Source organism: Sanguibacter sp. TS_SC_8 (genome assembly GCF_055361235.1).
The window spans coordinates 2,103,299-2,125,701 of sequence record NZ_CM143955.1 but is presented as its reverse complement, the minus strand read 5'-3'; the positions used below and the strand labels follow the sequence as shown (position 1 = coordinate 2,125,701).

Below are 22,403 nucleotides of genomic sequence, written 5' to 3'. Positions count from 1 at the left end.
TCAGCACGTTCCCGTTCCGCCGCAGCACCCGTCAGAGGCGGCCGCCATCGGCAGCATCGCCGGAGCCGGCGCCGCCGGAGTCGCCGGAGTCGCCGGCGCGTCCCACGTCACGTTCGCCCAACCGGCGAGCTCGACGCGCGAGGGGTAGCGGCCCGAGGAGACGAGCGCGCCGTCGACGAGGACGGCGGGAAGCCCGTCTGTCCCGTCGGACTCGAGGACTGCCTTGACCGGCTCGGAGGTGACGAACTTGCCGGGCTCCTGGGACAGGGTCGCCCGCGTCACCGTCGCCCCCTGGCCGGTGAGCCAGTCCAGGTCCGAGGCGAACCGTGACAGCGTCGGGTCCACCTCGGTGCCGCACACTCCGGTGGTGCAGCACATTGCCGGGTCGAAGATCTCCACGGTTGCCATGACAGGACTCCTTGTATCAGCGTTGGTCGATATCTTCCGCTCATCATTACATCAGCGGTCGTTGATATCAAACGTAGTTGATGTGTCGTAGGCTGGACCCATGACCAACGTCCTCGCCCCCGCGGCCACGCCCGCGGCCACGCCCGCGGCCACGCCCGCGGCCATCGCCGAGCTCGCGGCGCGGTTCGCGCTGCTCTCGGACCCGCTTCGCCTGCAGATCGTCACCGCACTGGCCCGCGAACAGCTCTGCAACTGCCACCTCGTGGACATCACTGGGGCGAAGCAGACGACCGTCAGCCACCACCTGCGCACGCTGCGCGAGGCAGGGGTCGTCGAGGGCCGCCCGGACGGGCGGTTCACCTGGTACCAGCTGACCCCCGACGCCTTCGCCGGCGCGACGGGCGCCCTGTCCGCCCTGTCCGTGACCGCCGAACCGCCGCGCGTGCGCGTGACCTGCGAGCCCTGAGCGCGCACCGGGTCCGCGCCAGGCCCGCACCGCAGTGCGCCTAGTGTGGACGAGTGATGGTCAAGAGAGAGTTCACGACAGCCCGCGAGGCGGCCAACGACCCGCGCGTCCTGGTCTTCGGCCGGCTGCTGGGCGCCGCCAACCGGCTGGAGTACATCCTGGGACGGTCGCTCGAGGCGGAGACAGGGCTCAGCCACACCATATTCGAGCTCCTTCTGCTTGTGGGCCGGGCGGGACGCCCCGGGCTGGCGATTCGCGACATCGCACAGTCCCGGGTGCTCACGTCGGGCGGAGCGACCCGGCTCGTCCAGCGCGCCTCCGAGCAAGGGCTCGTCCAGCGCCGGATCTCTCCGGACGACCGACGGGTCCAGATCATCGAGCTCACCCCCCTCGGGGAGGAGACTCTCCTCCGCGCCACCGAGCTCCATGTCCACAACGTCGAGCAGCACCTCCTCGACGCACTCCCCCCCGACCAGGCGGTGGTGTTCATCGAGGCGATCCGCACCCTGAGCGAGAGCGCCTCGAAGGCCTTGCCGGTCATGCCCTGACCAGCCCAGGCGGGCCCACGCTCCATCTCGGAATACCTGACCGGTCAGCCATTGTTGTGGCTGGTGCGACGTAGGACGCCGCTGGCCCCGACCCTCGGGTGCCTTTATGGAAGGAACACCAGCCATGGCACTGCACTTTGAGGTCTTCGACCTCGACTTCCCCGCAGGCTCGAAGAACAAGTCGGCCGTGCTCGTCACCGGCGAGACGGAGGCGGTGCTCGTCGACGCCGGCTTCACCCGCGCCGACGGCCACCGCCTCGTGGCAGCGATCCTCGACTCCGCCAAGACCCTCACGACTGTGTTCGTCAGCCACGCCGACCCGGACTACTACTTCGGCCTCGAGGTCATCGCCGATGCCTTCCCCGACGCCGCTCTCGTGGCGACCCCGATCGTCATCGAGCACATCCACGCGTCCTTCGACGGCAAGCTCGGGGCCTGGGCGGCGCTCGGAGCCAACCTCCCCACCCGACTCGTTGAGCTCACCGCGCTGACCGGCGACTCCCTCGAGGTCGACGGTTCCCGCTTCGAGCTCCGCGGCGGCTCGCCCGCCCTGCCGGACCGTCAGTACCTCTGGAACGCCGAGCACCGTGCGGTCATCGGCGGCGTGCTCGTCTTCCAGCAGGAGCACGTGTGGACCGCTGACACCTCGACACCCGATCAGCGTGCGGCCTGGATCGACCTGCTCGACCAGATCCAGGCGCTCGACCCGCTGCTCGTCGTCGCTGGTCACCGCCTCCCCGGGACCGCGAACGACGCGAGCGCCCTGGACTACACACGCACCTACCTGAAGGACTTCGAGGCCATCCTCGACCGGTCGGCCGACGGCGCCGCGACGACGGCGGCCCTCGTCGAGGCCTACCCGGGTTCGGGCATGCTCATCGCGGCCCAGATCGGCCCGAAGGTCGCCAAGGGAGAGATGACATGGGGATGACCGAGCTCTCCACGAGCACCGACCCGGCCACCTCGACTGCGCCACGCGACGTCGTGCGCCGACAGTATCTCGCCTCGGCCGCCGGTGACCTCGCGGCACTGCGCGCCACCATGGCGCCCGACGTCGAGTGGACCGAGATGGCCGGGTTCCCCCTCGCCGGCACCTATCGCACCCCCGAGGGGGTGACCTCCAACGTCATGGAGGCCCTCGATCGAGACTGGGTGGCCTGGGTCGCGCACGACGACACCTATGTCGTCGACGGCGAGAACGTCGTCGTCCTCGCCCGCTACACCGCGACCCACCGCGGCACGAGCAGGGCGCTCGCGGTCCGCGTCGCCCACCACTTCATCGTCCGTGGAGGGCTCATCGTGCGATTCGAGCAGTTCGTCGACACCGCCAAGGTGGCCGACGCAGCGCGCACCGCCGACAGGTGACCGACCGACCGGTGCGGACCTCGCGCACCGGTCGGCGTCCCACCCCGGCGTGAGACCTAGGTCCTCTCATGAACACGCCCGAGCCTCCGATGAGCACCCTGGATGGCGCCACGCAGACGTGACGCCTGGAGCAACTGCGCTCCGACTCCCCCAGGTCCGACGAAGGATGCCCGATGCGCCCCACCCCGAGATCGGCTGACGTCGAGACCTCCCCGCGACGCCGAGGAGTCCTTGCCTGGATCGTCGACAAGTCGATCCGCACCAAGATCCTGCTGGTCGTCGGCTTGCTCGCGCTCGTCTCAGCCGGCACCGGAGTGCTCGCAGTCACCTCGATGCGGTCCATCGAGGCCGACACCGTGCACCTCGCCGAGATCCAGCGTGGGGCGACCTACATCCGCGGCCAGATCCACATCAAGCAGGTCGTGGCCCGCCAGATCGTCGGCAACATCGCCGGCCTGAACACCCAGGAGGCCAAGGACGCCTGGCTCGTCAAGCAGGCCGACAACGACGCCGGGCTGCAGGCCAAGCTCGACGAGTTCGCCGCGACCGAGGGAGCGCAGCTGCCGAGCTGGCCCACCTTCGTCGCGGACTACGGCACCTGGAAGGCTGCCCGGGACGCGACGATCATCCCGGCCGCGCTCAGCAACAGCGAGGAGCAGGGGTTCGAGGACGTGCTCAACGAGGTCAGCGCACCGCTCATCGCCGTCTTCGTCGCCGACATGGACAGTCTCGAGGCAGAGATCACCGCCATGTCCGACGGCGTCGCGGACGCAGCTGCTGCCACGTCCAGCTCCGCGGTCCGCCTGCTGACGATCTCGCTGAGCATCGCCCTCGTGGCTGTGCTCGCGCTCGGCTTCCTGACCGCCAACTCGATCCGTCGCGGCCTCGATCACGTCAGGCTCGCGCTCGAGGCGATGGCTCGCGGCGACCTCACGGTAGAGGCGGACGTGCGCAGCCGCGACGAGGTCGGCCAGATCGCGGCGTCGCTGACGACGGCGCAGCGCGCGTTGCGCGCGACCCTCACCGGAGCGGCCGAGACCGCCCAGACCGTCGCCGCCGCGTCGGAGGAGCTGTCGGCGGCGAACACGCAGGTCGCCGCCGGGTCGGAGGAGACCAGCACCCAGGCCGGAGTCGTCGCCGCCGCGGCGCAAGAGGTGAGCAGGAACGTCCAGACGGTCGCCGCAGGCGCGGAGGAGATGGGCGCCTCGATCCGGGAGATCGCCCAGAACGCCAACGAAGCCGCAAACGTCGCCACCCGCGCCACCGGGGTCGTGGCCGCCACGACCGACACGATCAGCAAGCTCGGCATCAGCAGCCAGGAGATCGGCAACGTCGTCAAGCAGATCACGAGCATCGCGGAGCAGACGAACCTGCTCGCCCTGAATGCGACCATCGAGGCGGCCCGGGCAGGCGAGGCGGGCAAGGGGTTTGCCGTCGTCGCAGGCGAGGTCAAGGAGCTGGCGCGGGAGACGGCGAAGGCGACCGAGGAGATCACCCGCCGCGTCGAGGCGATCCAGGTCGACACGACCGAGGCCATCACCGCGATCGGTGAGATCTCCACGATCATCGCCGCCATCAACGACTTCCAGCTCACCATCGCCAGCGCCGTGGAGGAGCAGACCGCGACGACGAACGAGATGACGCGTTCGGTGACCGAGGCGGCCACCGGCTCCGGCGAGATCGCCGGAAACATCGTCGGGGTCGCCTCCGGTGCTGCGTCCTCGAGTGAGGTCCTGGTCCAGATGGGCGCCTCGGTCGACGAGCTCGCCCGGATGTCCGCCGACCTGCGCGAGCGCCTGCTCGCCTTCACCTACTGACGCCCCCAGGACCGAACGAGGGAGCGTGCCGGGGTACCCCCGGCACGCTCCCTCGTTCCGTAGCTCAGGCCCGGCTGCGCACCTCACGCGCGTTCGTGGCGATGTCCTCGCTCAGCGTGGGCAGCGCCAGCACGAGCTCGAGGACGGTGCGGGCGGTGCGCTGGACCTCACCGAGGGTGATCCCGTCCGGGCGGGCGAGGGAGTCGAGCAGGGACGACGCCGCAACGGCGTCGAAGGTGCCGGTGACGTGGTCGAACCAGCCGCCGGGCATGAAGACGTCGACCTGGGCCCGGACCCGGTAGGCGTCGTCGGACAGGGCGGAGAAGTCCGGGTCGACGGAACGCTGCATCCACCAGTCGGTCATGACCGTCCCCGCGAAGCCCCACTCCTCGCGCAGGATCGTCGTGCACAGCTCGTCGTTGTAGTGCGACCACACGCCGTTGATCTTGTTGTAGGACGTCATGAGCGTGCCCGGGCGCGCCTGCGTGAGGCAGATCTGGAACCCGCGCAGGTAGATCTCGCGCAGCGCCCGCTCGGAGACCCGCGAGTCGTTGAGGTTCCGGTTGGTCTCTTGGTTGTTGCACGCGAAGTGCTTGGGGCAGGCCGCCACGCCCGCTTCCTGGACACCGCCCACGACCGAGGCCGCGATGAGTCCGGTGACCAGCGGGTCTTCGGAGAAGTACTCGAAGTTGCGCCCGCACAGCGGATCCCGGTGGATGTTCATCCCCGGGCTGAGCAGCACGTGGGTGCCCTTGCGGACCATCTCCGCACCGTGGCTCGCCGCGAGACGCCGCACGAGCGCGGTGTTCCACGTCGAGGCGAGCGCCGCCCCGCACGGCAGGAGCGAGGCGTAGGCCGACAGCCGGATGCCGGAGGGGCCGTCCGTCGTCGTGACGGCAGGCACGCCCTTGGCGCGCAGCGAGGCGGTGATGCCGCCGAACACGCCGGCGTTGCCGGGCTTCCCGAGCGGGCTGTCCATGACGACGTCGCCCCGGGTGAGAGCTTCGAGGTCCTCGAGGGAGAGCTGGGCCACGAAGTCGTCGAGCGTGGCTGCCCCCTCGGCGACGTCGCCGAGGGTGATGCCCCGGTCGCCGGTCGGCTCCAGCGCAGGGACCTGGCGCGCCAGGATCCGCTCGCGGCGGGAGACCTCCCGCGTGGGGACGTCCGCCCAGGCGACGACGGCGCGACCGGCGTCATCCCGGTCGAGGGTCATCCGGGCGAAGGGGTGCTCGACCGCGGGTGCACACGCCTCGGTCAGCTGCTCGACCACGCGCAGCTCGCCGAGCGTGAACGAGGTGACCTCGGTCGCCGTGCGCACGTCGGTGCCGGCGAAGACCGTGTACCTGCCGGCCTCGAGGACGTAGGCGGACCGGTGACCGGTCACCCCGGAGTCGTCGTAGGAGGCGAGCGAGGCGGTCGGGAACGACAGGTGCAGCGTCTCGCTCTCCCCCGGCGCCAGCCGGCGCGACTTCGCGAAGGACGCCAGCGTCCGGGCGGGCTTGCCGAGCAGGCCGTCAGGTGCCTGGACGTAGACCTGGACGACCTCAGCGCCGGGGTGCTCCGTCCCGGTGTTGCTCACCCGGGCGGTGACCGTGACGTCGCCTGCGGTCGCGTCTGCAGTGTCGGCGACCTCGGCGGTGAGCGCCAGGTCGAGGGTCGCGTACCCGAGGCCGAACCCGAAGGGGAAGAGCACCGCGCCCGGGGCGAAGGTCTCGAAGTACCGGTAGCCGACGTAGATGTCCTCGGCGTAGGTGTTGTGCTCGAGCCCGCCGAAGTTCGGCGCGCTGGGGTAGTCCTCGTAGTGGCGCGCGATGGTGTCGGTGAGGCGCCCGCCGGGGACCTGGACCCCGGTGAGCACGTCGGCGATGGCCCGCGCGCCCTCCATGCCGCCCTGCCACGCGTAGAGGACGGAGGAGATCGTCTCGCCGTACTCCTCCAACCACGCGAGGTCGATGACGTTCCCGCAGTCGAGCACGACGACGGTGCGCGTGAACGCCGCCGTGACGGAGTCGAGCAGCGCCCGCTCGGCGTCCGTGAGGTAGTAGCTGCCCTGGGTCAGGGTGTTCTCGCGCGCCTCCCCGGCAGCGCGCCCCAGCACGACGACGGCGACGTCGGCGCGGGCTGCGGCGGCCTGGACGGCCTCGCGCTCAAGAGGCATCTCCTCGAAGAAGCGCGGCCAGTTGCCCCAGGTGCCCTCGTCGGGCGGGTTCTGGGCGCACCAGCCGGTGTAGAGCGCGGCGAGGTCGGCGTCGACGGCGACCCGGCCGCCGTCGCGCAGCGCGTCGAGCAGGTTCCAGGAGTAGGGGGCGTTGACGTCGCCGCCGGACCCGAAGCCGACCGCGAAGTAGTCGATCTGGACCCGGCCGAAGAGCGCGACGCGCGCGCTCGGGCGCAGCGGCAGGGTCCCGTCGTTGCGGAGCAGGACCGCGCCGTCGGCGGCGGACTCCCGGCACAGCGCGGCGAGCACGGGATCGACGAACGTGTCCGTGTCGACCAGGCCCGTGGACGCCTGCACGAGCTCTTGTTCTCCGGGTGCGAGCGACGGGGCGGGGATGTCCGGGTTCATCAGGTGGTTCTCCAGTTGTTCAGGAAGGGAGGTGATGCCACACGATACCGAACAGACTGCGTGAGGCTGCTGTCCTGGTCAGCGACGCGACGGGTCGAGCGCGAGGTGCAGCGCTGGGGCGAGGGGCGCGTCGTCGGTCTCGTCGGTCTCGTCTGTGGCGGCGGCGTCGGTCGCGTCGTCGGCGGCCGGCTGGGGGTGCAGGCCGCGCATCCGCTGCACCTCGGCGTTGAGCACCCCGCCGGCGAGGATGACGGTGCTGCTCCCCCACAGCCACAGCACGGCCGCCAGGATGGCGCCGAGCATCTGGGCGGCGATCGCGACCGACTGGGTCGCCGCGTCCGAGCCGGGGACCGTGGACCCGGCCACCCCGAGGTAGGCCTGGAAACCGAAGGAGACGCCCAGCAGGCCGGCCGTGCCCACCACCGCGCCCGGCACGCAGGTGCGCCAGTGCTGCTCGAGGTTGGGACCGAAGCGGTACAGCAGCACGAGGAAGCCGCCGGCGACGGTGATCACCGCAGGCCAGCGCAGCACGGACCAGCCGGTGCTGAACGCCTCGCCGAGCCCGAAGATGTCGGCGATCTCCCGGCCCCCACCCAGGAGCGGGCCCACGACGAGCATGCTCAGCAGCACCACGAGCGTGAGCACCGCACCGCAGGCGAGGGCCAGACCCAGGACGACCTGCTGGGGGAACCCGCGCCGCTCCTCGACCGCGTACGCGTCGTCGAGCGCACGGATCGCCGCGCGGAACATGCGGCTCGCGAGCCACAGCGCCACGATCGTGCCACCGATCGCGACACCGGCCCGCTCCTGGCCCAGGAGGCCCTCGACCAGAGGAGCCAGCACTTCCGCCGCGAGCTGCGCGTCGAAGACCCGCACCACCTGCCCGACGACGGCCTGCTCGAGCTGGTCGACGCTCTCCGCGCCGAGCAGTCGCTCGAGGGAGCCCAAGGCCGCGCCGAAGGCGGTCACCAGCGGCAGGATCGAGATCAGTGCGTAGTAGGTCATCTCCGCCGCCAGGCCCGTCACCCGCACGTCGAGGATGCGGCGCGTGCACCGCAGGACGAGGAGCGGGACGTTGAGGTCACCGACCGAGATCGGGTGCGCCCGCGCGACGTCCTCGAGCCGGCCGATCACCGTGCGCGGCGGCCGCGGCCCGCGGGCCGCGCGCCGTCGGCGTGAAGCCGCGACGGCGCGGGCACCCAGGTGGGTGACCCCGAGCGCGGCTCCTGCGCCCACGACGAGGGCCAGCCCGTCCCCCACCAGACCACCGACCAGCGCACTCACCGTGAGGCCCACCACGAGAGCGACGAGGATGCAGACGATGGTCGTGGCGGCCGGACTGATCCTCGCGCGCGCCGGCAGCCACAGCCGGGTGGCCGCCGCGCAGGCGATGCCCGCGGCAGCGAGGAGCAGGAAGATCATCGACGGTTCGTGTTCTTCTCATCGCGCCAGGAGAGCCAGTCGGCGATGCCCGAGACGTCGTAGTCGGGGCCCGAGATGCCGATCGTGAACATCGTCGCACCGAGGGCGTGGAGCGCCTCGACCTCGGCCGGCGTGCTGCGACCGATCTCGGTCGAGATCTCGATCTGTGCCACGTCCCGTCCGACGGCACGCCCGTGCTCAGCGAGGATGTCCAGCTTGCGCTCGAGGGTCGCCGCGTCGCTGAAGCTGTGCCAGATGTCGGCGTGCTGCGCCACGATCCGCAGCGTCTTCTTCTCCCCGCCCCCGCCGATGAGGACGGGGATCTTACGGGTGGGAGGTGGGTTGAGATGCGTCCACCGGTCCTCGATCACCGGCAGGCTCGCTGCGAGCGCGTCGAGGCGTCCTCCCGCGGTCCCGAACTCGTAGCCGTACTCGTCGTAGTCGCGCTCGAACCAGCCCGAGCCGGTCCCGAAGATGAAGCGGCCCACGCCGCCCTTGGCGCTGATGTGGTCGATGGTGCGAGCCATGTCCGCCTGCAGGTGGGCGTTGCGGTAGCTGTTGCAGTTGACGAGCGCACCGAGCTCGACGCGGCTCGTCTGCTCGGCGAGCGCGGCGAGCATCGTCCAGGACTCGAAGTGCATCCCGTCCGGTGCTCCTGAGAGCGGGAAGAAGTGGTCCCAGTTGAAGATGATGTCGACGCCGAGGGCTTCCAGGGCGGCGGCCGTGTCGCGGATCCGCTCGTAGGGGGCGTGCTGCGGGGCGATCTGCACGCCGATGCGCACCGGACGCGGCGTTCCGGAGGGGCTGGCCAGCGCGAGGTCGGCTGAGCTCACGAGGGGTCCGGTGGCCATGGTGACTCCGTTCAGAGAGGGGGTGCGCCGGGAGGGCGGGACGGGGGCGCCGAGACAGGCTCGGGCAGATCGTCTCGGGCGCCCTGCGCCTCGAAGCCTAAGCCATCTCCGCGGAGCGCTTCTGGCGACCGCCGTGCCGCTCGAGCAGCGAACGAGCAGCCATTGCCGCCGCTGACGCGCCGGTGAACGCGCTCAACCAGGTGCGCAGGGTCGGGTCGGACGTGGCGCGGCCGAGCCGGATCGACTCGTCCAGCAGCACAGTCAGGAGCGACCCGACACCCCGGGCGCGTCGATCCAGGTGCGGGAGCAGCGCCGTGAGCACGTCGACGACGGGGCTGCCGGCGAGGGACGCGGCGTCGGAGAAGGAACCCGACCAGCGGGTGAGCACGCAGGCCGGCGCGCACGCCGCAAACCCGGCGGCCACATCTCCGACGCCGATCCGGGCGGGCACGGCAGCGACGAGCAGCTCGACAGCCCGCGCCCGCACCTCGCGGCGCGTGGCGGCCATGCCCAGCGCGACGAGCTGGGCGGTCTCGGGGGTCCACGTGCCGGGGTGCCAGGAGAGGACGTCGAGCACGGCCTCCTCCCCCACAGGGGTGGCTTCGTCGACCGCCGCGACGAGCATCGTGATGCCTGCGGCGACGAGCGGGAGGGTCGACGGCGGGTAGGAGAACGCGACCTCGGCGGTCTCGAGCGGAGGTGTCGCGCAGCTCAGGTGCTGCGCCCAAGGAATCGACGGGATGAGCCCCGGATGCGAGATGGACGGCGACGTGCCCGGATCGGCGACGATCGCGGGATACCACCAGACCCACTCGGGTGCACCACTGGACTTCGTCGAGTCCGACTCGTCCGCCTCCCACTTGATACGAACACCGTCGGTGATCAGCGGCTCGCACAGGCCGAAGGTCTCGAGCACGTCGCCCCGATCGCCGGGAGCCAGTCGGAGCACGGCTTGGGCGAGGTCAGCGGGCAGCGGCGCGAGGCCGGCACGCTCGGCGGCTCGGAACCTGTCGACGAAGACGTCGCGGTCGACCCAACCGTGAGAGTCCGTCGGTGTGGCGAGCAGCGGACGCGCGGGCGCCCGTCCCTGGACGACGGCGGCAACCTCGCGCAGGCGGGTGATGAAGCTGGGGATCGGCGATTCTTGCTCCGCGGTCGCCCGTGGCCGGCGTGTGCCGTACGCGTCGACGACGTCATCATCGGCGACGACGGTGCCCGACTCGTCGTCCCGGTCCTCATGCGCCATGAAGTCGTGGTCTGCGCGCACCGCGGCGAGCAGCAGCTCCGACGCGGGCGCGTACGTCCGTTCCCTCTCCCGCGGTTTCCGCACCCGCTTCACGAGCGGCCCCAGGACCCCGCCTGCCTCGGGAGTCATGGCCAGCCAGGCGAGTGCCAGCTCGAGCTCCAGCGCGTCCGAGGGGTCCTCCAGCAGGAACGCATAGCGCTCGAACGCGTCGTCGTCGCTCCACGGGTGCGCGGATTCCGCCTCGGGACGGGCGAGATCGGGGAGACCGTCAGGCGCGTCGACGACCGGGGTGCCGGGAAGCATCTCTGCGGCGACGGCCGGGGCAAGGAGGTCACTCGCACGCCGGGCCCGGTCGTCGCGGCCGAGCGCCACCAGCGCGCCCACGGCGACCCGCTGCACGTCGGGGTGCGCGTTGGCCATCCCCAGCGCGATCGCCTCAGCCGCAGCGCCCGGATCGGTCACCCGGGCCGTGGCGAGTGCAGAGAGGATGCGCACAGTCGTCGTCGCCGAGCCCTTAGCACCGGTCAGGGCCGGCCCGCAGGACCCGACGAAGGCGTCGGCGTCGAGCAGACCCGCCGAGTGGATCGCGGCGAGAGTCTTGACCGCGAGCGACACGCTCGCCGTGACCGTGGACCCGAGGGTCATGAGCAGCAGGTCCTGATCGGCTGCCGCCTCCTCGGGCGTCGGGGCGAGCGCGGCGTAGACGCGGGAGAACCAGCCTGCCCGGTAGGAGGAGAAGTCGCGGTTGAGCGCCTCGAGGCACGAGCGCAGCACCCGGGCCCGATCGAGGGTTCCGTCGGCGGCGAAGGCGACGACCGTCTCGTGCCAGTTGCCGTCCCCGAACCGGTTGATGTTGGTGAGCGAGACCTCCCCGCCGCCCTCGACCTCGAAGACCCGCCAGAAGACCTGCTCACGCAGCTCGTGGTCGTGGCGCAGCAGGTACGCCAGGACGTCATCCATCCGCCACCCCCTGAGCCCCCCGACGAGGGCCAGCACGTAGTCGTCGGAGTGCTCGACCTCGAGCCCACCGAACAGCTCGCTGAGCCGGATGGGCAGGAAGCCCGGAGCCTGCCTCCAGACCGTCGCGAGACGGCGCAGCCCCTCGGGTGAGGCGTCCATCTCTCCCCGGTCCTCGACCGTGAGCATCTCCCCGTAGATCGCCTCCAGGGTTGCGCCGGCCTCGATGAGACCCGGGAGAGCATCGTAGAAGCTGCGGAGATGGGGGTGTCCGGTCATCGACCCGGTCCTTCCGTGCCCCTGCTGGCAGCGCTGATGCGGGCGGCGAGGACGTGCTTGCAGGGGCCGCGGGTGCCGCGGTGCTTGGCGTACCAGAGGCACGTGCACCGGTCCCCCGGTCCGGGGGCGTCGGCCAGGTGCACGTCGTAGTCGGTGCCGCCCGAGCGCACCCGGACGACTCCGGCGCCGGCCGTCGTCACGCCGCCGGCCGCGACGAGCGCGCGCGCGTCGGCCAGGCGCGGGTGCGCAGCCGTGAGGGCGTCTGCGCGGACAGGCAGCGGGCGGTGGAAGTAGGCACCCGACCCGAGGTCGTAGCCGACCTGGCCGGACGAGGCGAGCAGGCTGAGCGCACCCCGCACCCTTGCACTGCTGAGCGCTGCGTCACGGGCCAGCTGCACGACGTCGATCCGCGGATCGAAGCTGAGCAGCGCCGAGACGAGGTCGGCGTCGTCGGACACCTCGGCCCCCGACAGTGCGTGCAGCACGGCGCCCTCGCCGGAGAACCCCCGGGACTTCTCGGGGCTCAGGCCGATGGTGAGCCTGGCGCCAGGAAGGTCGAGCACCCACACGCTCGCCGACGGCGCCGACGCGGCGTCGGTGTCCTGGCCGTAGGCCCGCAGCGTCGTCGCATGGCGCAGCAGCGGCTCGAGGACGCGCAGCCGTTCGGGGCCCGCCACGCAGACAGCGCCACGGCTCGGCCCGGAGGCGAGCCGCAGTGACCGCGCCGTGCGGGTGGCCCACATGACCGTCCTGGTCGACGAGGTGCGAGGGAGGGTCTGGACGAACCGGCGGACGGCCGCGTCGTCGAGCACATGGCGCAGCGCGAGCCCGGCGCTGATCACCTGTGTCTCGGCGAAGCCTGTGAGCCACCGCTGCGGAAGAGGCACCTTCTCTTCGACGATCTGCGTGTCGAGAGTCGACACACGCAGCGCGTCGGCCCCGACGGACAGATGCAGCGGCTGCGAGCCGAGGACCCGGGCGAGGGCCTGTCGCAGCGGCGGGTTGACGTCGACGTTGGTCACACCAGCGGCGGAGAACTCCGTGTCGAGCGTCGCAGCGTCGACGTCGAGGCGGGCGTAGACACCACAGCAGGGGCTGAACGACTCGAAGCGCAGCCCCTCGGGGCTCGAGGTGACCACGGGATCAGCTGCCCGCAGGACCGCGGCGAGGGTGTTCGGCGGAACGTAGAAGCGGGTGCGTGCGACACGGGCGACGACAAGCAGCGCCTGGGCGACGACGTCCGGGTGCTCGACGAAGCCCGCGAAGAAGGAGGGGTTCGTGGCCTCACCCCTCGCCGTCCTCCCGCCGCTCGTGGCGAGGGCGAGATGGTCCCCCGCGTCGTCGGCCGTCAGGGTCGAGGAGGTGCGGTAGACGTACTCGAGCTCTGCGGGTGCGTAGAGTGCTCCGGCGGTCACGGTGGGAGCCTAGCGGAGCATGTCCTCGCCCGAGCGGACTGGTGTGTCCGACGTCACACACCCGCGCGCGCGACCTGGTCGCCGGATGTGCGCTCGCAGATGCGCACCGGTGACCTGCACTCGGATGCGCCACGCACACGTGGTCCACGCTTCCCTCCCATTCCCCCGACACCGTCGTCACCCGGCGGTCACCTCAACCACCACGCTCCACCCTGATCGGCCGTGATCTTTCCGTGACATACCGAGGGCAGGTGTTGTACGTTCGACGGGCTCCACAGAGGCGACAGGCCAGTGAAGCGCTCGAGCGGCACGTCTAGCCCTGCCACCGCCCGAGGTTCCCGAGTACTCGTTGGCAGGGACGGGGGACCCAGATGTGGGCGCTGGATGCAGCGTCCTTGGGGTGAAGTCGCATGGCTCACGGGTCATGCGGCCGGGTGTTCTCCTACCCGAACCCGACAGCTAACCTCGCAGGCGTCATGGAGAGAACATGACCACCACCTCTGCCCGCCACCGCGCGGCCAGGCGCCCCATCACGCCCCTCACCTCGTTCCTGCTCAGCACCTCCTCAGGGGCCACCAGCCTCCGCCGCCGCACAGTGGTCGCCGCGGCCTCATCCGGACTTCTCGTCTCGATGCTCGTCGCAGCCCCCGCCTCCGCAGCCCCCGTCGCCTCCTCGGCGCCGAGCGCCGTGGACGTCGACGCCCTCACCGCCCAGGCCCAGGAAGCACTGGAGGTGGCCCCCGCCGTCACCGTCGCCGCGGACGCCTCGTGGACCGTCGAGCTCACCGCCGTCGCGGTCACGCCCGCCCCCGAGCCGGAGCCGGAACCTGAGCCGGAGCCCGAGCCGGAGCGGTCCGCACCCGCCGCGTCACGGTCGGTCGAGCGCACGTCGACCCGGTCTGTCGCGAGCGAGACTGCGGCTGCACCGGCCGAAGCCCCCGCCACGGCACCGGCCCCCGCCGCAGCCTCCGGGAGCGCCATCATCGATGCGGCCAGCCGGTACGTCGGCGTGCCCTATGTCTGGGGCGGAACCACCCCCAGCGGATTCGACTGCTCCGGCTTCACCTCCTACGTCTACGCCCAGGTCGGCATCTCCATCCCCCGCACCTCCGGGGCCCAGCGAGCAGCCGGAACCGTGGTCTCGCGAGACCAGGCACAGCCCGGAGACCTCATCTTCTCCCCCGGCCACATCGGGATCTACGCGGGCGGCAACACGATGATCGACGCACCCAAGCCCGGGGCGACCATCCAGTTCCGCGACATCTGGCAGTCGAACCCGACGTTCGTCCGCATGGGCTGACGACGGGACCGTGCACCACAAGGAGGCCGCGGCCGTCTGGACTCCAGACGGCCGCGGCCTTCTGGTGTCCCCGCGGGTCTACGCTCGAGGGACACCCCTGCGGGAGGAACTGCGGAATCAGGTCGGGCCGCAGGCGGTCGGACAGGAGCGTGGGACATGGGCACCGACTACGGAATGGACGGCGGCACGGGGTGGGAGCGGTTCTTCGCTCTGGTCGCGATCGCCGCGATCGCCGCGATCGTGCGGCTCGTCATCCAGGCCGGGTAGCCGTGGAACCGATCAGCCGCCGCCAGGCCATCCAGCTCGGGGTGCTGGGCGTGGCCGGGGTCGTCGTCGGCGCCGTCGGGCTCCTCCAGACCCGCACCCCCGCTCCCCCGCAGACCGGCGGACCGGCCTTCGCCGAACCGGCCGTCTTGAGCAGCCGCAACCAGACCCTCCACGTCGAGCTGGAGGCGGCCGAGCGCGAGGTCACCCTGGCCGGGAGACGCGTCACGACCCTGACCTTCAACGGGACGGTGCCCGGGCCGACCCTGCACCTGCACCCTGGCGACCGGCTGCAGATCACCCTGGTCAACCACCTCACCACCCCGACGAACCTGCACGTCCACGGGCTGCACGTGTCCCCCCAGGGTGCGAGCGACAACCCGTTCGTCAGCATCGCCCCGGGCGAGAGGTTCGACTACGACATCCACATCCCGCTCGACCACCCCACGGGGACGTTCTGGTACCACCCGCACCTGCACGGATCGGTCGCGGACCAGGTCTTCGCCGGCCTGTACGGTGCGATCGTCATCACCGGTGAGGCCGAGCCCCGGAGCGCACGCGAACGCCTCCTCATCGTCTCCGACATCACCCTCGACCGATCCGGGCATGTCCTCCCTCCGTCCCGGGCTGCGGTGATGATGGGCCGCGAGGGCGAGCTCGTGCTCGTCAACGGCCAGCTCGACCCGCAGCTGTCGGCACGACCGGGCGAGCGCGAACGGTGGCGGGTGGTGAACGCCTGCACCTCGCGCTTCCTCCGCCTCGACCTGCCAGGACACCAGCTCCAGCTCCTCGGCCTCGACGCAGACGCCGAGGTCCGCCCGCGCGACGTCGACCAGGTTCTGCTCGCGCCGGGGAACCGCGCGGACCTCCTCGTCACCGCGAGCGCCGGCACCAGCGCGTTGCGCACCGTGGCCTACGACCGCGGCTCGCCCGGGATGGGCATGATGGGTGGCTCGTCGCCGTCGTCGGACCCGATCACGCTCGCGACCCTGTCCGTCACCGGCAGCGCGGTCTCGCCCGCACCTGACCTGCCCGATCGACCGCGTCCCCCCGATCTGCGCGGCGGGGAGCCGGCCCAGCGGCGAGAGCTCACCCTCAGCGCAGGGATGGGAATGGGCATGCGGTTCACCATCGACGGCAAGGAGTTCGACCACCAGCGCACGGACCAGGCGGTCCTCGCCGGCGCCGTGGAGGAATGGACCATCCACAACTCCGCGCCGATGGACCACCCCTTCCACCTGCACGTCTGGCCGATGCAGGTGGTCGAGCAGGACGGCGCCCCGCTCACCGAGCCCACCTGGCGCGACGTCGTCAACGTCCCGGCCGGCGGCCGGACCGTCGTGCGCATCGCCTTCGGCGACTTCACCGGGCGCACCGTCTACCACTGTCACATCCTCGACCACGAGGACGCCGGGATGATGGGTGTCGTCGAGGTCACCTGAGGGCACCTGAAGGCACGGCAGGATGCGCCGGAAGGTGGACATCGCCTCTATCACCCCTGGGAGCGCTTCGCTACAGTTGGGGCATGCGTGTACACCTGACGGTCCTTGTCCACGAGGCGCCCTCGCGGCCGGCCGGGTCGCAGCCGTGACCGCCGAGACCAGCGACGCCGCGCTCGCCGCTCGCCTGGACGAGCGGCGGGGCAGAGGGCGCCACGTGATCGCCGCGGCCACCGTGGCGTCCGGCGAGCTCGCGACGGCAACCCTCGGCGCCGATGCCGCTGCGGACTTCGAGATCGGGTCGATCTCGAAGGGCCTCACCGGCCTGCTCTACGTCGACGCCCTCGAGCGGGGCGAGGTCACGGCGTCGTCGACGCTCGGCGACTTCCTGCCCCTGGACCCGTGCCCGGCGGCCACGGTCACATTGAGCGACGTGAGCACCCACACCTCCGGCCTCCCACGGCTCCCGAAGGGCGCCGTGACGCTGCCCGTGATGCGCGACCTGTGGCTCCACGGAACGAACCCGTACGGGGAGGACCTGCCGCAGCTGCTCGCCCAGGCGGCACAGGTGAAGCTCGGCAAGCCACGGTCGGCTTACTCCAACCTCGGCTTCGAGCTGCTCGGGCACGCGGTCGCCGCCGCGGCAGGCACCACCTACCAGGAGCTGGTGGCGGAGCGGCTCGCCCGGCCGCTCTCCCTCGCGAGCGTCTATGCGCCGCGCTCCGCCGACGACCTGCGCCCCACCGCCCTCCTCGGCACGAGCCGGCTCGGCCGACCACAGCAGCCGTGGACCGGTGAGGCCCTCGCACCCGCCGGCGGCATCCGCGCCTCGATCGAGGACATGGGCCGGCTCACCCTCGCCCTCCTCGACGGGACGGCGCCGGGTATCGCCGCGCTGGACCCCGTCGCGAAGGTCGCGGGTGTGGTGCGCATCGGGGCGGCATGGCTCACCCTTGAGCGGCGCGGGCGCCAGGTGACCTGGCACAACGGCGGCACCGGTGGATTCCGCTCATGGATCGGGATCGACCGCGCCGCGGGGACGGGGGTCGTGGTGCTCTCCGCGACCGCACGGTCCGTCGACCGCATGGGGATGTCGATACTCACCGAGCTCACCGAGCGCACCGAGGCCGCGCGCTGATCGGACTCTGTCCGACCTGTTCACTCGCTGTCGAGAAAGCGGAGCACCTCGGTGGTCGTCGTGCGGCCGGTCTGGGTGCCGGCGTGTCCCCTGGTGGGATAGAGCAGGAGCCGCCCGCTCGGGAGCCCGGATGCCGTCTCGCGGAACACGTCCGCGCCGTAGAAGCGGTCCTTCGCGCCACCGACGACCAGGGTCGGTGTCGTGATCCCCCGGAGCTGGTCGGTGAGGTCGAAGGCGTCCTCGGCCTCGATCATCGCCAGCATGTCGGAGAACCCGTCCTCGCTCTTCAGCGAGAGCCCGAGCATCCAGCCGAGCCTCGCCAGCAGCCACCCGCTGAGCTCACCGGCCGCCAGCATGGACATCATCAGGGCGTTCGCCTGCCGGGTACGGCCCTGGCGAAGCAGACGGGCATAGCTGCGCTGGGCGGCGCGGCCCGACTCGCCCAACCGGCATGCCGAGGACAAGAGCACCAGTCGGCGCACGGCCCCGGGATGGTCGGCGGCAAGCTGCAGTGCGACGGATCCTCCGGTCGACGACCCGACGACGTCCACGGGTCCCGCGAACCGGCCGCCCAGCGCTGCGGCGTAGTCGCGGGCGATGTCGGTCATCGTGGTGCCCGGCGCCAGTCCCTCCTTGCGCTGGACCCACCACACCTCACGGTGGCGCGCGAACGGCGTCAGCTGGCTGGCCTGGAACCGGAGGTCCATCCCGTGCGGCGGGCGGTGGTGTGTCGTCAGCCCGGGCAGGTAGATCAAGGGGCGCCCTGCTCCGACCCGGAAGTAGGCGAGACCGTCACCGAGCCGGCCCTGGTCGACGACCTTCGAACTCATCGCAGTGTCCCCTGTCGCTCATGAACGCGAGAGTGCTTCCTGACAGCCGTGGTCGCAGTCAGGCTAGATCCCCGACGCCGGTCACGCACCGCGGCGGGCGCAGGACGGGACCTTCGGCACTGTCGCCCACCGGACCCGCGGCGGTCCCCTGAGAGCATGGGTAACCCTCAGGACCCTCCGGGCTCGGCCCGCAGCCTGCGCCGGGACGTCGGAGCGCCGGGACTGACCAGCGAGCAGGCCGCCCGGGCCCTCGCGGAGCACGGTCCGAACCTCCTCCCCCAGATCAAGGGCCCGTCGGCGCCGCGACGCCTCCTCACCCAGCTGACCAGCGTCTTCGCTGTCGTGCTGTGGTGCGCGGCCGTGCTGGCCGGGCTCGCTGGCATCCCCGAGCTCGCGATCGCCATCGCCGTCGTGATCGTCGTCAACGCGGTCTTCGCCTTCCTCCAGGAGGCACGGGCGGGTCGGGCGGCCGCTCGTCTCCGTGAGCTCCTGCCGACCCAGATCATCGTGCGCCGTGACGGACGCGAGATGACCGTGCCCGCACGGGACGTCGTCGTCGGCGATCTGCTGTGCCTGCGCGCGGGTGACCGGGTGCCCGCGGACTGCGTGGTCCTGGGTCCGTCGCCGTTGCTCGTGGACATGTCGTTGGTGACCGGAGAGAGCGAGCCGGTCACCCGAGCCGCAGACTCCGACGTCGTCGCCGGTTCGTTCGTCGTGGAGGGCGACTCGGACGCCCGCGTCGCCGCGACCGGCGCGGACACCGCGCTCGCCCAGATCTCGCACCTCACCGCGGAGGAGCCCGAGCCCGTCACCCCCCTCGCCCGCGAGCTGCACCGCGCGGTGCGCACCATCGCGCTCGGGGCGCTGGGCGCCGGCGTGTGCTTCGCCCTCGTCTCGGTGGCCCTGGGCACCGCCCTGGAGGACGCCTACGTCCTCGGGATCGGCGTCGTCGTGGCCCTGGTCCCTGAGGGGCTGCTGCCGACGGTCACGCTGGCGCTGGCCTGGGGCGCCGAGCGCATGGCAGGCAGGCAGGTCCTGGTCCGTCATCTCGAGGCGGTCGAGACCCTCGGTTCGGTCACCATCATCTGCACGGACAAGACAGGCACTCTCACGCAGAACGAGATGACCGTTGTCCGGGCCTGGACCCCGGTCGGGGCCGCGACGTGCTCCGCGGCCGGCTACGCGCCCGACGGCCGCGTCAAGTGCTCGCCCGGGTCGCGGGCGGCGGTTCTCACCGCGGTCAGGTCGGCGACGGCGACCTCGACCGGCTTCGCGGAGCTCGCAGAGGGACGGTGGCGGGCCCATGGGGACCGGATCGACGTCGCGGTCGACGTGCTCGCGCGACGCCTCGGCGTCGACGTGGACCAGGACCGCACCGCACGTCAGAACGCCGTCCGCTACCCCTTCGACGCCCGACGGCGGCGCACGTCGGCCTGGGTCGAGGGTCGTGTCTACGTCAAGGGAGCCCCGGAGGCCGTCCTGGCGCTGTGCACGGACTCGGGGGCGACGCTCCGCGCGGCTCATGCCGAGGCCGAGCGAGGCGCGAACGCGGGGCTGCGCGTCCTGGCCGTCGCGTCCCGGGCCGCCGCGGCGCGCCCTGGCGGACCGGCCGACGCCGAGACCGGCCTGACCCTTGAGGGCATCCTCGGGCTCCAGGACCCACCGCGCGAGGACGCCAGGCAGGCGCTCGAGGCGTGCCGGCGAGCGGGCATCAGGGTCGCGATGCTCACCGGAGACCATCCGCAGACGGCGAGGACCATCGCGGACCAGGTCGGCCTGCGTGGGCCCACCGACCCGGTCCTGCTCGGAGCCGACCTTCCCCACGACGAGAGCGCGCTCGCCGCCCTGTTCGACCGGTCCGGTGTGGTCGTGGCCCGGGTGTCCCCCGAGGAGAAGCTGCGTGTGGCCCGTGCGCTGCGCGCCCGGGGCGAGGTCGTCGCGATGACGGGCGACGGCGTCAACGACGCACCGGCTCTCCACGAGGCAGACATCGGCATCTCGATGGGGATCTCCGGGACGGACGTCGCACGCGAGGCCGCTGACGTCGTCCTGCTCGACGACAGGTTCGCCTCGATCGTCGAGGGCATCGAGCAGGGGCGGGCGACGTTCGTCAACATCCGTCGCTTCATCACCTACCACCTCACCGACAACGTGGCCGAGCTCATGCCGTTCGTCGTCTGGGCGCTCAGCGGCGGCCAGTTCCCGCTCGCGCTGGGCATCTTGCAGATCCTCGCGATCGACATCGGGACCGACACCGTGACCGCGGTCGCGCTCGGGGCGGAACCGCCCGCACGCCACCTGCTCACCGACCCGCCCGCAGCAGGGCGGCTGCTGGATCGCGGGGTCGCGCGCCGCGCGTTCGGGCTCCTCGGCCCGGTGTCCGCGCTGGGAGCCATGACCGCCTTCACCGTCTACCTCTGGGCCCACGGGTGGTCCTACCCCGACCCGGTCCCCGCGCACCTTCTCGCCGCGGCGTCGGGCGCAGCGTTCTTGAGCGTGGTGCTCTCACAGGCGGCGAACGCCTTCGCGTGCCGCAGCTCGACCCGCTGGCCCGGCGCGCTCGGCTGGACGACCAACCGGTTGCTCGTCGTCGCGATCCCAATCTCGCTCGCGGTCTCGCTCGCCTTGCTCCTCGTCCCGGCTCTGGCCCAGCTCCTGGGCCAGGCGGCCCCGGGGCCGCTGGGCTGGCTGCTCGCCGTCGCCTCCGCGGTCGTCCTGCTGGCCGTGGACCGCGCCGACAAGGCCTGGCGTGCCCGACGCCGTGCCGCGGCTGGGGAGGCGGCCACCGGACTCCTCCCGGAGGGGGATCTGGGAGAGGGCTAGGTCCCAGACCGGAGGGACTCGTCCTTCCATGGTGGACACTCGACGGACAGGAGGTGACGGATGTCAGAGCATCACTCAGCGGGAGCGCGCCTGCTCCAGTGGGCGTCCAGCAGCGTCGGATTCGCCATGGGCCTTCGTGCAGCGGTGGCCTCCGTCCTGGCGTGGTCGGTGGCGGCTCAGCTGGGCGGAGTTGCGGACGAGTACCTCTACTACGCACCGTTCGGGGCAGTCGTCGCCGTCTCCACGACGGTGATGAGCTCGGTCAAGACGTCGGCCGAGGTCTTCCTCGCGATCGCCCTCGGAGCGGCCGTCGCCGTCGGGGTTCAGGAGCTGGACCTGCCCAGCCCGGCTGGCGTCGGGACCGTCGTGCTGATCGGCACCCTCGTGTCCCGGCTTCGCTGGCTGGGGGCCAGCGGCTCGTGGGTGCCGATCGCAGGTTTGTTCGTGCTCATCCTCGGGCAAGGGCAGGAGGAGGCGTTCGTGCTGGGCTACCTCGGGCTCACCACCCTCGGCGCGGTGGTGGGCACGGCCGTCAACATGGTGTTCCCCCCGTTGCTCCTGGACCAGACCGAGCGAGCGCAAGACGCGCTACGCCGAGCGCTCGTGGGGCAGCTCGAGCAGCTCGCCAGCGACGTGGAGGGAGGCGCCCTCCCGGATCCGGCGGATGCCGGCGCGGTCACTGGGGAGCTGCTCGGGCGCGGCCGGGCGGTGGAGGACCTGGTGGGCCAGGCCCTCGAAGGGCCACCGGTCAACTGGAGGGTGCGCCGGTGGCAGGAGCAGGCCGACCACCTCCGCGAACAGGGTGCAGCCCTGGTCGGTCTCGCGCTGCTGGTCGGGGAGCTTGCCCATACCCTCCGACGGCGGGACGGACCAGACGACGAGGTGGACACGTTGTTCAGGACGGACCTGCACGTGCCGGCGGCCGAGGCGCTGCGGGCCACGGCTCTCGCACTGTCCGCCGAGACCGAACGACCTCAGGAGGCCGTCGCGGCGGCACATCGACGGATCGACGACCTGGCCGACGCCGTACGCCGCACGCGCGAGGAGCAGGGGGATGACCTGTTCGTCGCCGGCGCTCTGGTGCTGGGACTCCGCAGCACCCTGTCGACCGCGCAAGGGGACTAGTCCACGGCCCTGGTACCTGGGTGGGCCCCGCCCGGACGCCCGCACCGGCCTGCTGGACGACCACGGAGGACCAGATGCCCGAGCGAGATCCTGGCCCCAGTGTCAAGACTAGAGAACCGTATGAGGTGCCGGCAGTTCCCGGAT

17 protein-coding genes and 1 riboswitch are annotated in these 22,403 nt (G+C 71.7%); of the genes, 10 read left to right on the top strand and 7 right to left on the bottom strand.

Going from position 1 to position 22,403, the window contains the following annotated elements:
• Complete coding sequence (arsD, locus tag ACWA15_RS09590) at positions 1 to 408, bottom strand: arsenite efflux transporter metallochaperone ArsD (protein WP_464054846.1); 408 nt, start codon at positions 406 to 408, stop codon at positions 1 to 3.
• A 100-nt stretch (positions 409 to 508) separates the two neighbouring features.
• On the opposite strand from arsD, the gene ACWA15_RS09585 reads away from it, so the two are divergent.
• The 5 genes from ACWA15_RS09585 to ACWA15_RS09565 all read left to right on the top strand — a co-directional run bounded on the left by ACWA15_RS09585 (position 509) and on the right by ACWA15_RS09565 (position 4,604).
• Entirely contained in the window at positions 509 to 874 is a 366-nt protein-coding gene (locus tag ACWA15_RS09585; RefSeq protein ID WP_464054845.1) for an ArsR/SmtB family transcription factor, read from the top strand.
• A 56-nt stretch (positions 875 to 930) separates the two neighbouring features.
• On the top strand, positions 931 to 1,422 hold the full coding sequence (locus ACWA15_RS09580; protein ID WP_464059473.1) for a MarR family winged helix-turn-helix transcriptional regulator: 492 nt from the start codon (positions 931 to 933) through the stop codon (positions 1,420 to 1,422).
• 124 nt (positions 1,423 to 1,546) lie between these two features.
• Positions 1,547 to 2,353: an MBL fold metallo-hydrolase gene (locus ACWA15_RS09575; protein WP_464054844.1), complete on the top strand. Its 807-nt coding sequence runs from the start codon at positions 1,547 to 1,549 to the stop codon at positions 2,351 to 2,353.
• Positions 2,350 to 2,787, top strand: a complete 438-nt coding sequence (locus ACWA15_RS09570; protein WP_464054843.1) for a nuclear transport factor 2 family protein — start codon at positions 2,350 to 2,352, stop codon at positions 2,785 to 2,787. Before ACWA15_RS09575 ends, ACWA15_RS09570 begins: the two co-directional genes overlap by 4 nt.
• Before the next feature lie 173 nt (positions 2,788 to 2,960).
• The gene (locus ACWA15_RS09565) at positions 2,961 to 4,604 is read left to right on the top strand and encodes a methyl-accepting chemotaxis protein (RefSeq protein ID WP_464054842.1); all 1,644 of its coding nucleotides are present in this window, start codon (positions 2,961 to 2,963) and stop codon (positions 4,602 to 4,604) included.
• Between the two features lie 64 nt (positions 4,605 to 4,668).
• On the opposite strand, the gene ACWA15_RS09560 is transcribed toward ACWA15_RS09565, so the two are convergent.
• The 5 genes from ACWA15_RS09560 to ACWA15_RS09540 all read right to left on the bottom strand — a co-directional run bounded on the left by ACWA15_RS09560 (position 4,669) and on the right by ACWA15_RS09540 (position 13,340).
• Entirely contained in the window at positions 4,669 to 7,170 is a 2,502-nt protein-coding gene (locus ACWA15_RS09560; protein ID WP_464054841.1) for a glycoside hydrolase family 3 protein, read from the bottom strand.
• A 78-nt stretch (positions 7,171 to 7,248) separates the two neighbouring features.
• A complete protein-coding gene (locus tag ACWA15_RS09555) occupies positions 7,249 to 8,592 on the bottom strand; it encodes a YihY/virulence factor BrkB family protein (protein ID WP_464054840.1) in 1,344 nt (447 codons plus the stop codon).
• Positions 8,589 to 9,443 carry an LLM class F420-dependent oxidoreductase gene (locus ACWA15_RS09550; protein WP_464054839.1) on the bottom strand — a complete coding sequence of 285 codons (855 nt, stop codon included), beginning with the start codon at positions 9,441 to 9,443 and terminating at the stop codon, positions 8,589 to 8,591. The genes ACWA15_RS09555 and ACWA15_RS09550 overlap by 4 nt, the downstream gene beginning before the upstream one ends.
• A 97-nt stretch (positions 9,444 to 9,540) precedes the next feature.
• Positions 9,541 to 11,925 carry a DUF6493 family protein gene (locus ACWA15_RS09545; RefSeq protein WP_464054837.1) on the bottom strand — a complete coding sequence of 795 codons (2,385 nt, stop codon included), beginning with the start codon at positions 11,923 to 11,925 and terminating at the stop codon, positions 9,541 to 9,543.
• The gene (locus ACWA15_RS09540; RefSeq protein WP_464054836.1) at positions 11,922 to 13,340 is read right to left on the bottom strand and encodes an SWIM zinc finger family protein; all 1,419 of its coding nucleotides are present in this window, start codon (positions 13,338 to 13,340) and stop codon (positions 11,922 to 11,924) included. The genes ACWA15_RS09545 and ACWA15_RS09540 overlap by 4 nt, the downstream gene beginning before the upstream one ends.
• A 316-nt stretch (positions 13,341 to 13,656) precedes the next feature.
• Positions 13,657 to 13,829, top strand: a riboswitch (cyclic di-AMP (ydaO/yuaA leader).
• On the opposite strand from ACWA15_RS09540, the gene ACWA15_RS09535 reads away from it, so the two are divergent.
• The 3 genes from ACWA15_RS09535 (at position 13,828) to ACWA15_RS09525 (ending at position 17,481) form a co-directional block, all read left to right on the top strand.
• Positions 13,828 to 14,640, top strand: coding sequence for a C40 family peptidase (locus ACWA15_RS09535; RefSeq protein WP_464054835.1), 813 nt, complete (start codon positions 13,828 to 13,830; stop codon positions 14,638 to 14,640). (Overlaps the previous riboswitch by 2 nt.)
• Before the next feature lie 269 nt (positions 14,641 to 14,909).
• Positions 14,910 to 16,346, top strand: a complete 1,437-nt coding sequence (locus tag ACWA15_RS09530) for a multicopper oxidase family protein (RefSeq protein WP_464054834.1) — start codon at positions 14,910 to 14,912, stop codon at positions 16,344 to 16,346.
• Between the two features lie 145 nt (positions 16,347 to 16,491).
• Positions 16,492 to 17,481 carry a serine hydrolase domain-containing protein gene (locus ACWA15_RS09525; RefSeq protein ID WP_464054832.1) on the top strand — a complete coding sequence of 330 codons (990 nt, stop codon included), beginning with the start codon at positions 16,492 to 16,494 and terminating at the stop codon, positions 17,479 to 17,481.
• A 20-nt stretch (positions 17,482 to 17,501) separates the two neighbouring features.
• Here ACWA15_RS09525 and ACWA15_RS09520 read toward each other — a convergent pair whose 3' ends face one another.
• Positions 17,502 to 18,311 carry an alpha/beta fold hydrolase gene (locus tag ACWA15_RS09520; RefSeq protein ID WP_464054831.1) on the bottom strand — a complete coding sequence of 270 codons (810 nt, stop codon included), beginning with the start codon at positions 18,309 to 18,311 and terminating at the stop codon, positions 17,502 to 17,504.
• 156 nt (positions 18,312 to 18,467) lie between these two features.
• On the opposite strand from ACWA15_RS09520, the gene ACWA15_RS09515 reads away from it, so the two are divergent.
• Both ACWA15_RS09515 and ACWA15_RS09510 read left to right on the top strand, forming a co-directional pair.
• Positions 18,468 to 21,134 (top strand): cation-translocating P-type ATPase, encoded by a 2,667-nt coding sequence (locus ACWA15_RS09515; RefSeq protein WP_464054829.1) that lies wholly within the window; start codon positions 18,468 to 18,470, stop codon positions 21,132 to 21,134.
• A 126-nt stretch (positions 21,135 to 21,260) separates the two neighbouring features.
• The gene (locus tag ACWA15_RS09510; protein ID WP_464054827.1) at positions 21,261 to 22,259 is read left to right on the top strand and encodes an FUSC family protein; all 999 of its coding nucleotides are present in this window, start codon (positions 21,261 to 21,263) and stop codon (positions 22,257 to 22,259) included.
• The last annotated feature ends 144 nt before the right edge of the window (positions 22,260 to 22,403 follow it).

Excerpts from the sequence above, each read along its gene's own strand:
- ACWA15_RS09550 (WP_464054839.1), bottom strand. The coding sequence starts at position 9,443 with ATGGCCACCGGACCCCTCGTGAGCTCAGCCGACCTCGCGCTGGCCAGC.
- ACWA15_RS09565 (WP_464054842.1), top strand. The coding sequence starts at position 2,961 with ATGCGCCCCACCCCGAGATCGGCTGACGTCGAGACCTCCCCGCGACGC.
- ACWA15_RS09515 (WP_464054829.1), top strand. The coding sequence starts at position 18,468 with ATGGGTAACCCTCAGGACCCTCCGGGCTCGGCCCGCAGCCTGCGCCGG.
- ACWA15_RS09510 (WP_464054827.1), top strand. The coding sequence starts at position 21,261 with ATGGGCCTTCGTGCAGCGGTGGCCTCCGTCCTGGCGTGGTCGGTGGCG.
- ACWA15_RS09570 (WP_464054843.1), top strand. The coding sequence starts at position 2,350 with ATGACCGAGCTCTCCACGAGCACCGACCCGGCCACCTCGACTGCGCCA.
- ACWA15_RS09560 (WP_464054841.1), bottom strand. The coding sequence starts at position 7,170 with ATGAACCCGGACATCCCCGCCCCGTCGCTCGCACCCGGAGAACAAGAG.
- ACWA15_RS09575 (WP_464054844.1), top strand. The coding sequence starts at position 1,547 with ATGGCACTGCACTTTGAGGTCTTCGACCTCGACTTCCCCGCAGGCTCG.
- arsD (WP_464054846.1), bottom strand. The coding sequence starts at position 408 with ATGGCAACCGTGGAGATCTTCGACCCGGCAATGTGCTGCACCACCGGA.
- ACWA15_RS09585 (WP_464054845.1), top strand. The coding sequence starts at position 509 with ATGACCAACGTCCTCGCCCCCGCGGCCACGCCCGCGGCCACGCCCGCG.
- ACWA15_RS09545 (WP_464054837.1), bottom strand. The coding sequence starts at position 11,925 with ATGACCGGACACCCCCATCTCCGCAGCTTCTACGATGCTCTCCCGGGT.
- ACWA15_RS09555 (WP_464054840.1), bottom strand. The coding sequence starts at position 8,592 with ATGATCTTCCTGCTCCTCGCTGCCGCGGGCATCGCCTGCGCGGCGGCC.
- ACWA15_RS09520 (WP_464054831.1), bottom strand. The coding sequence starts at position 18,311 with ATGAGTTCGAAGGTCGTCGACCAGGGCCGGCTCGGTGACGGTCTCGCC.
- ACWA15_RS09580 (WP_464059473.1), top strand. The coding sequence starts at position 931 with ATGGTCAAGAGAGAGTTCACGACAGCCCGCGAGGCGGCCAACGACCCG.
- ACWA15_RS09535 (WP_464054835.1), top strand. The coding sequence starts at position 13,828 with ATGACCACCACCTCTGCCCGCCACCGCGCGGCCAGGCGCCCCATCACG.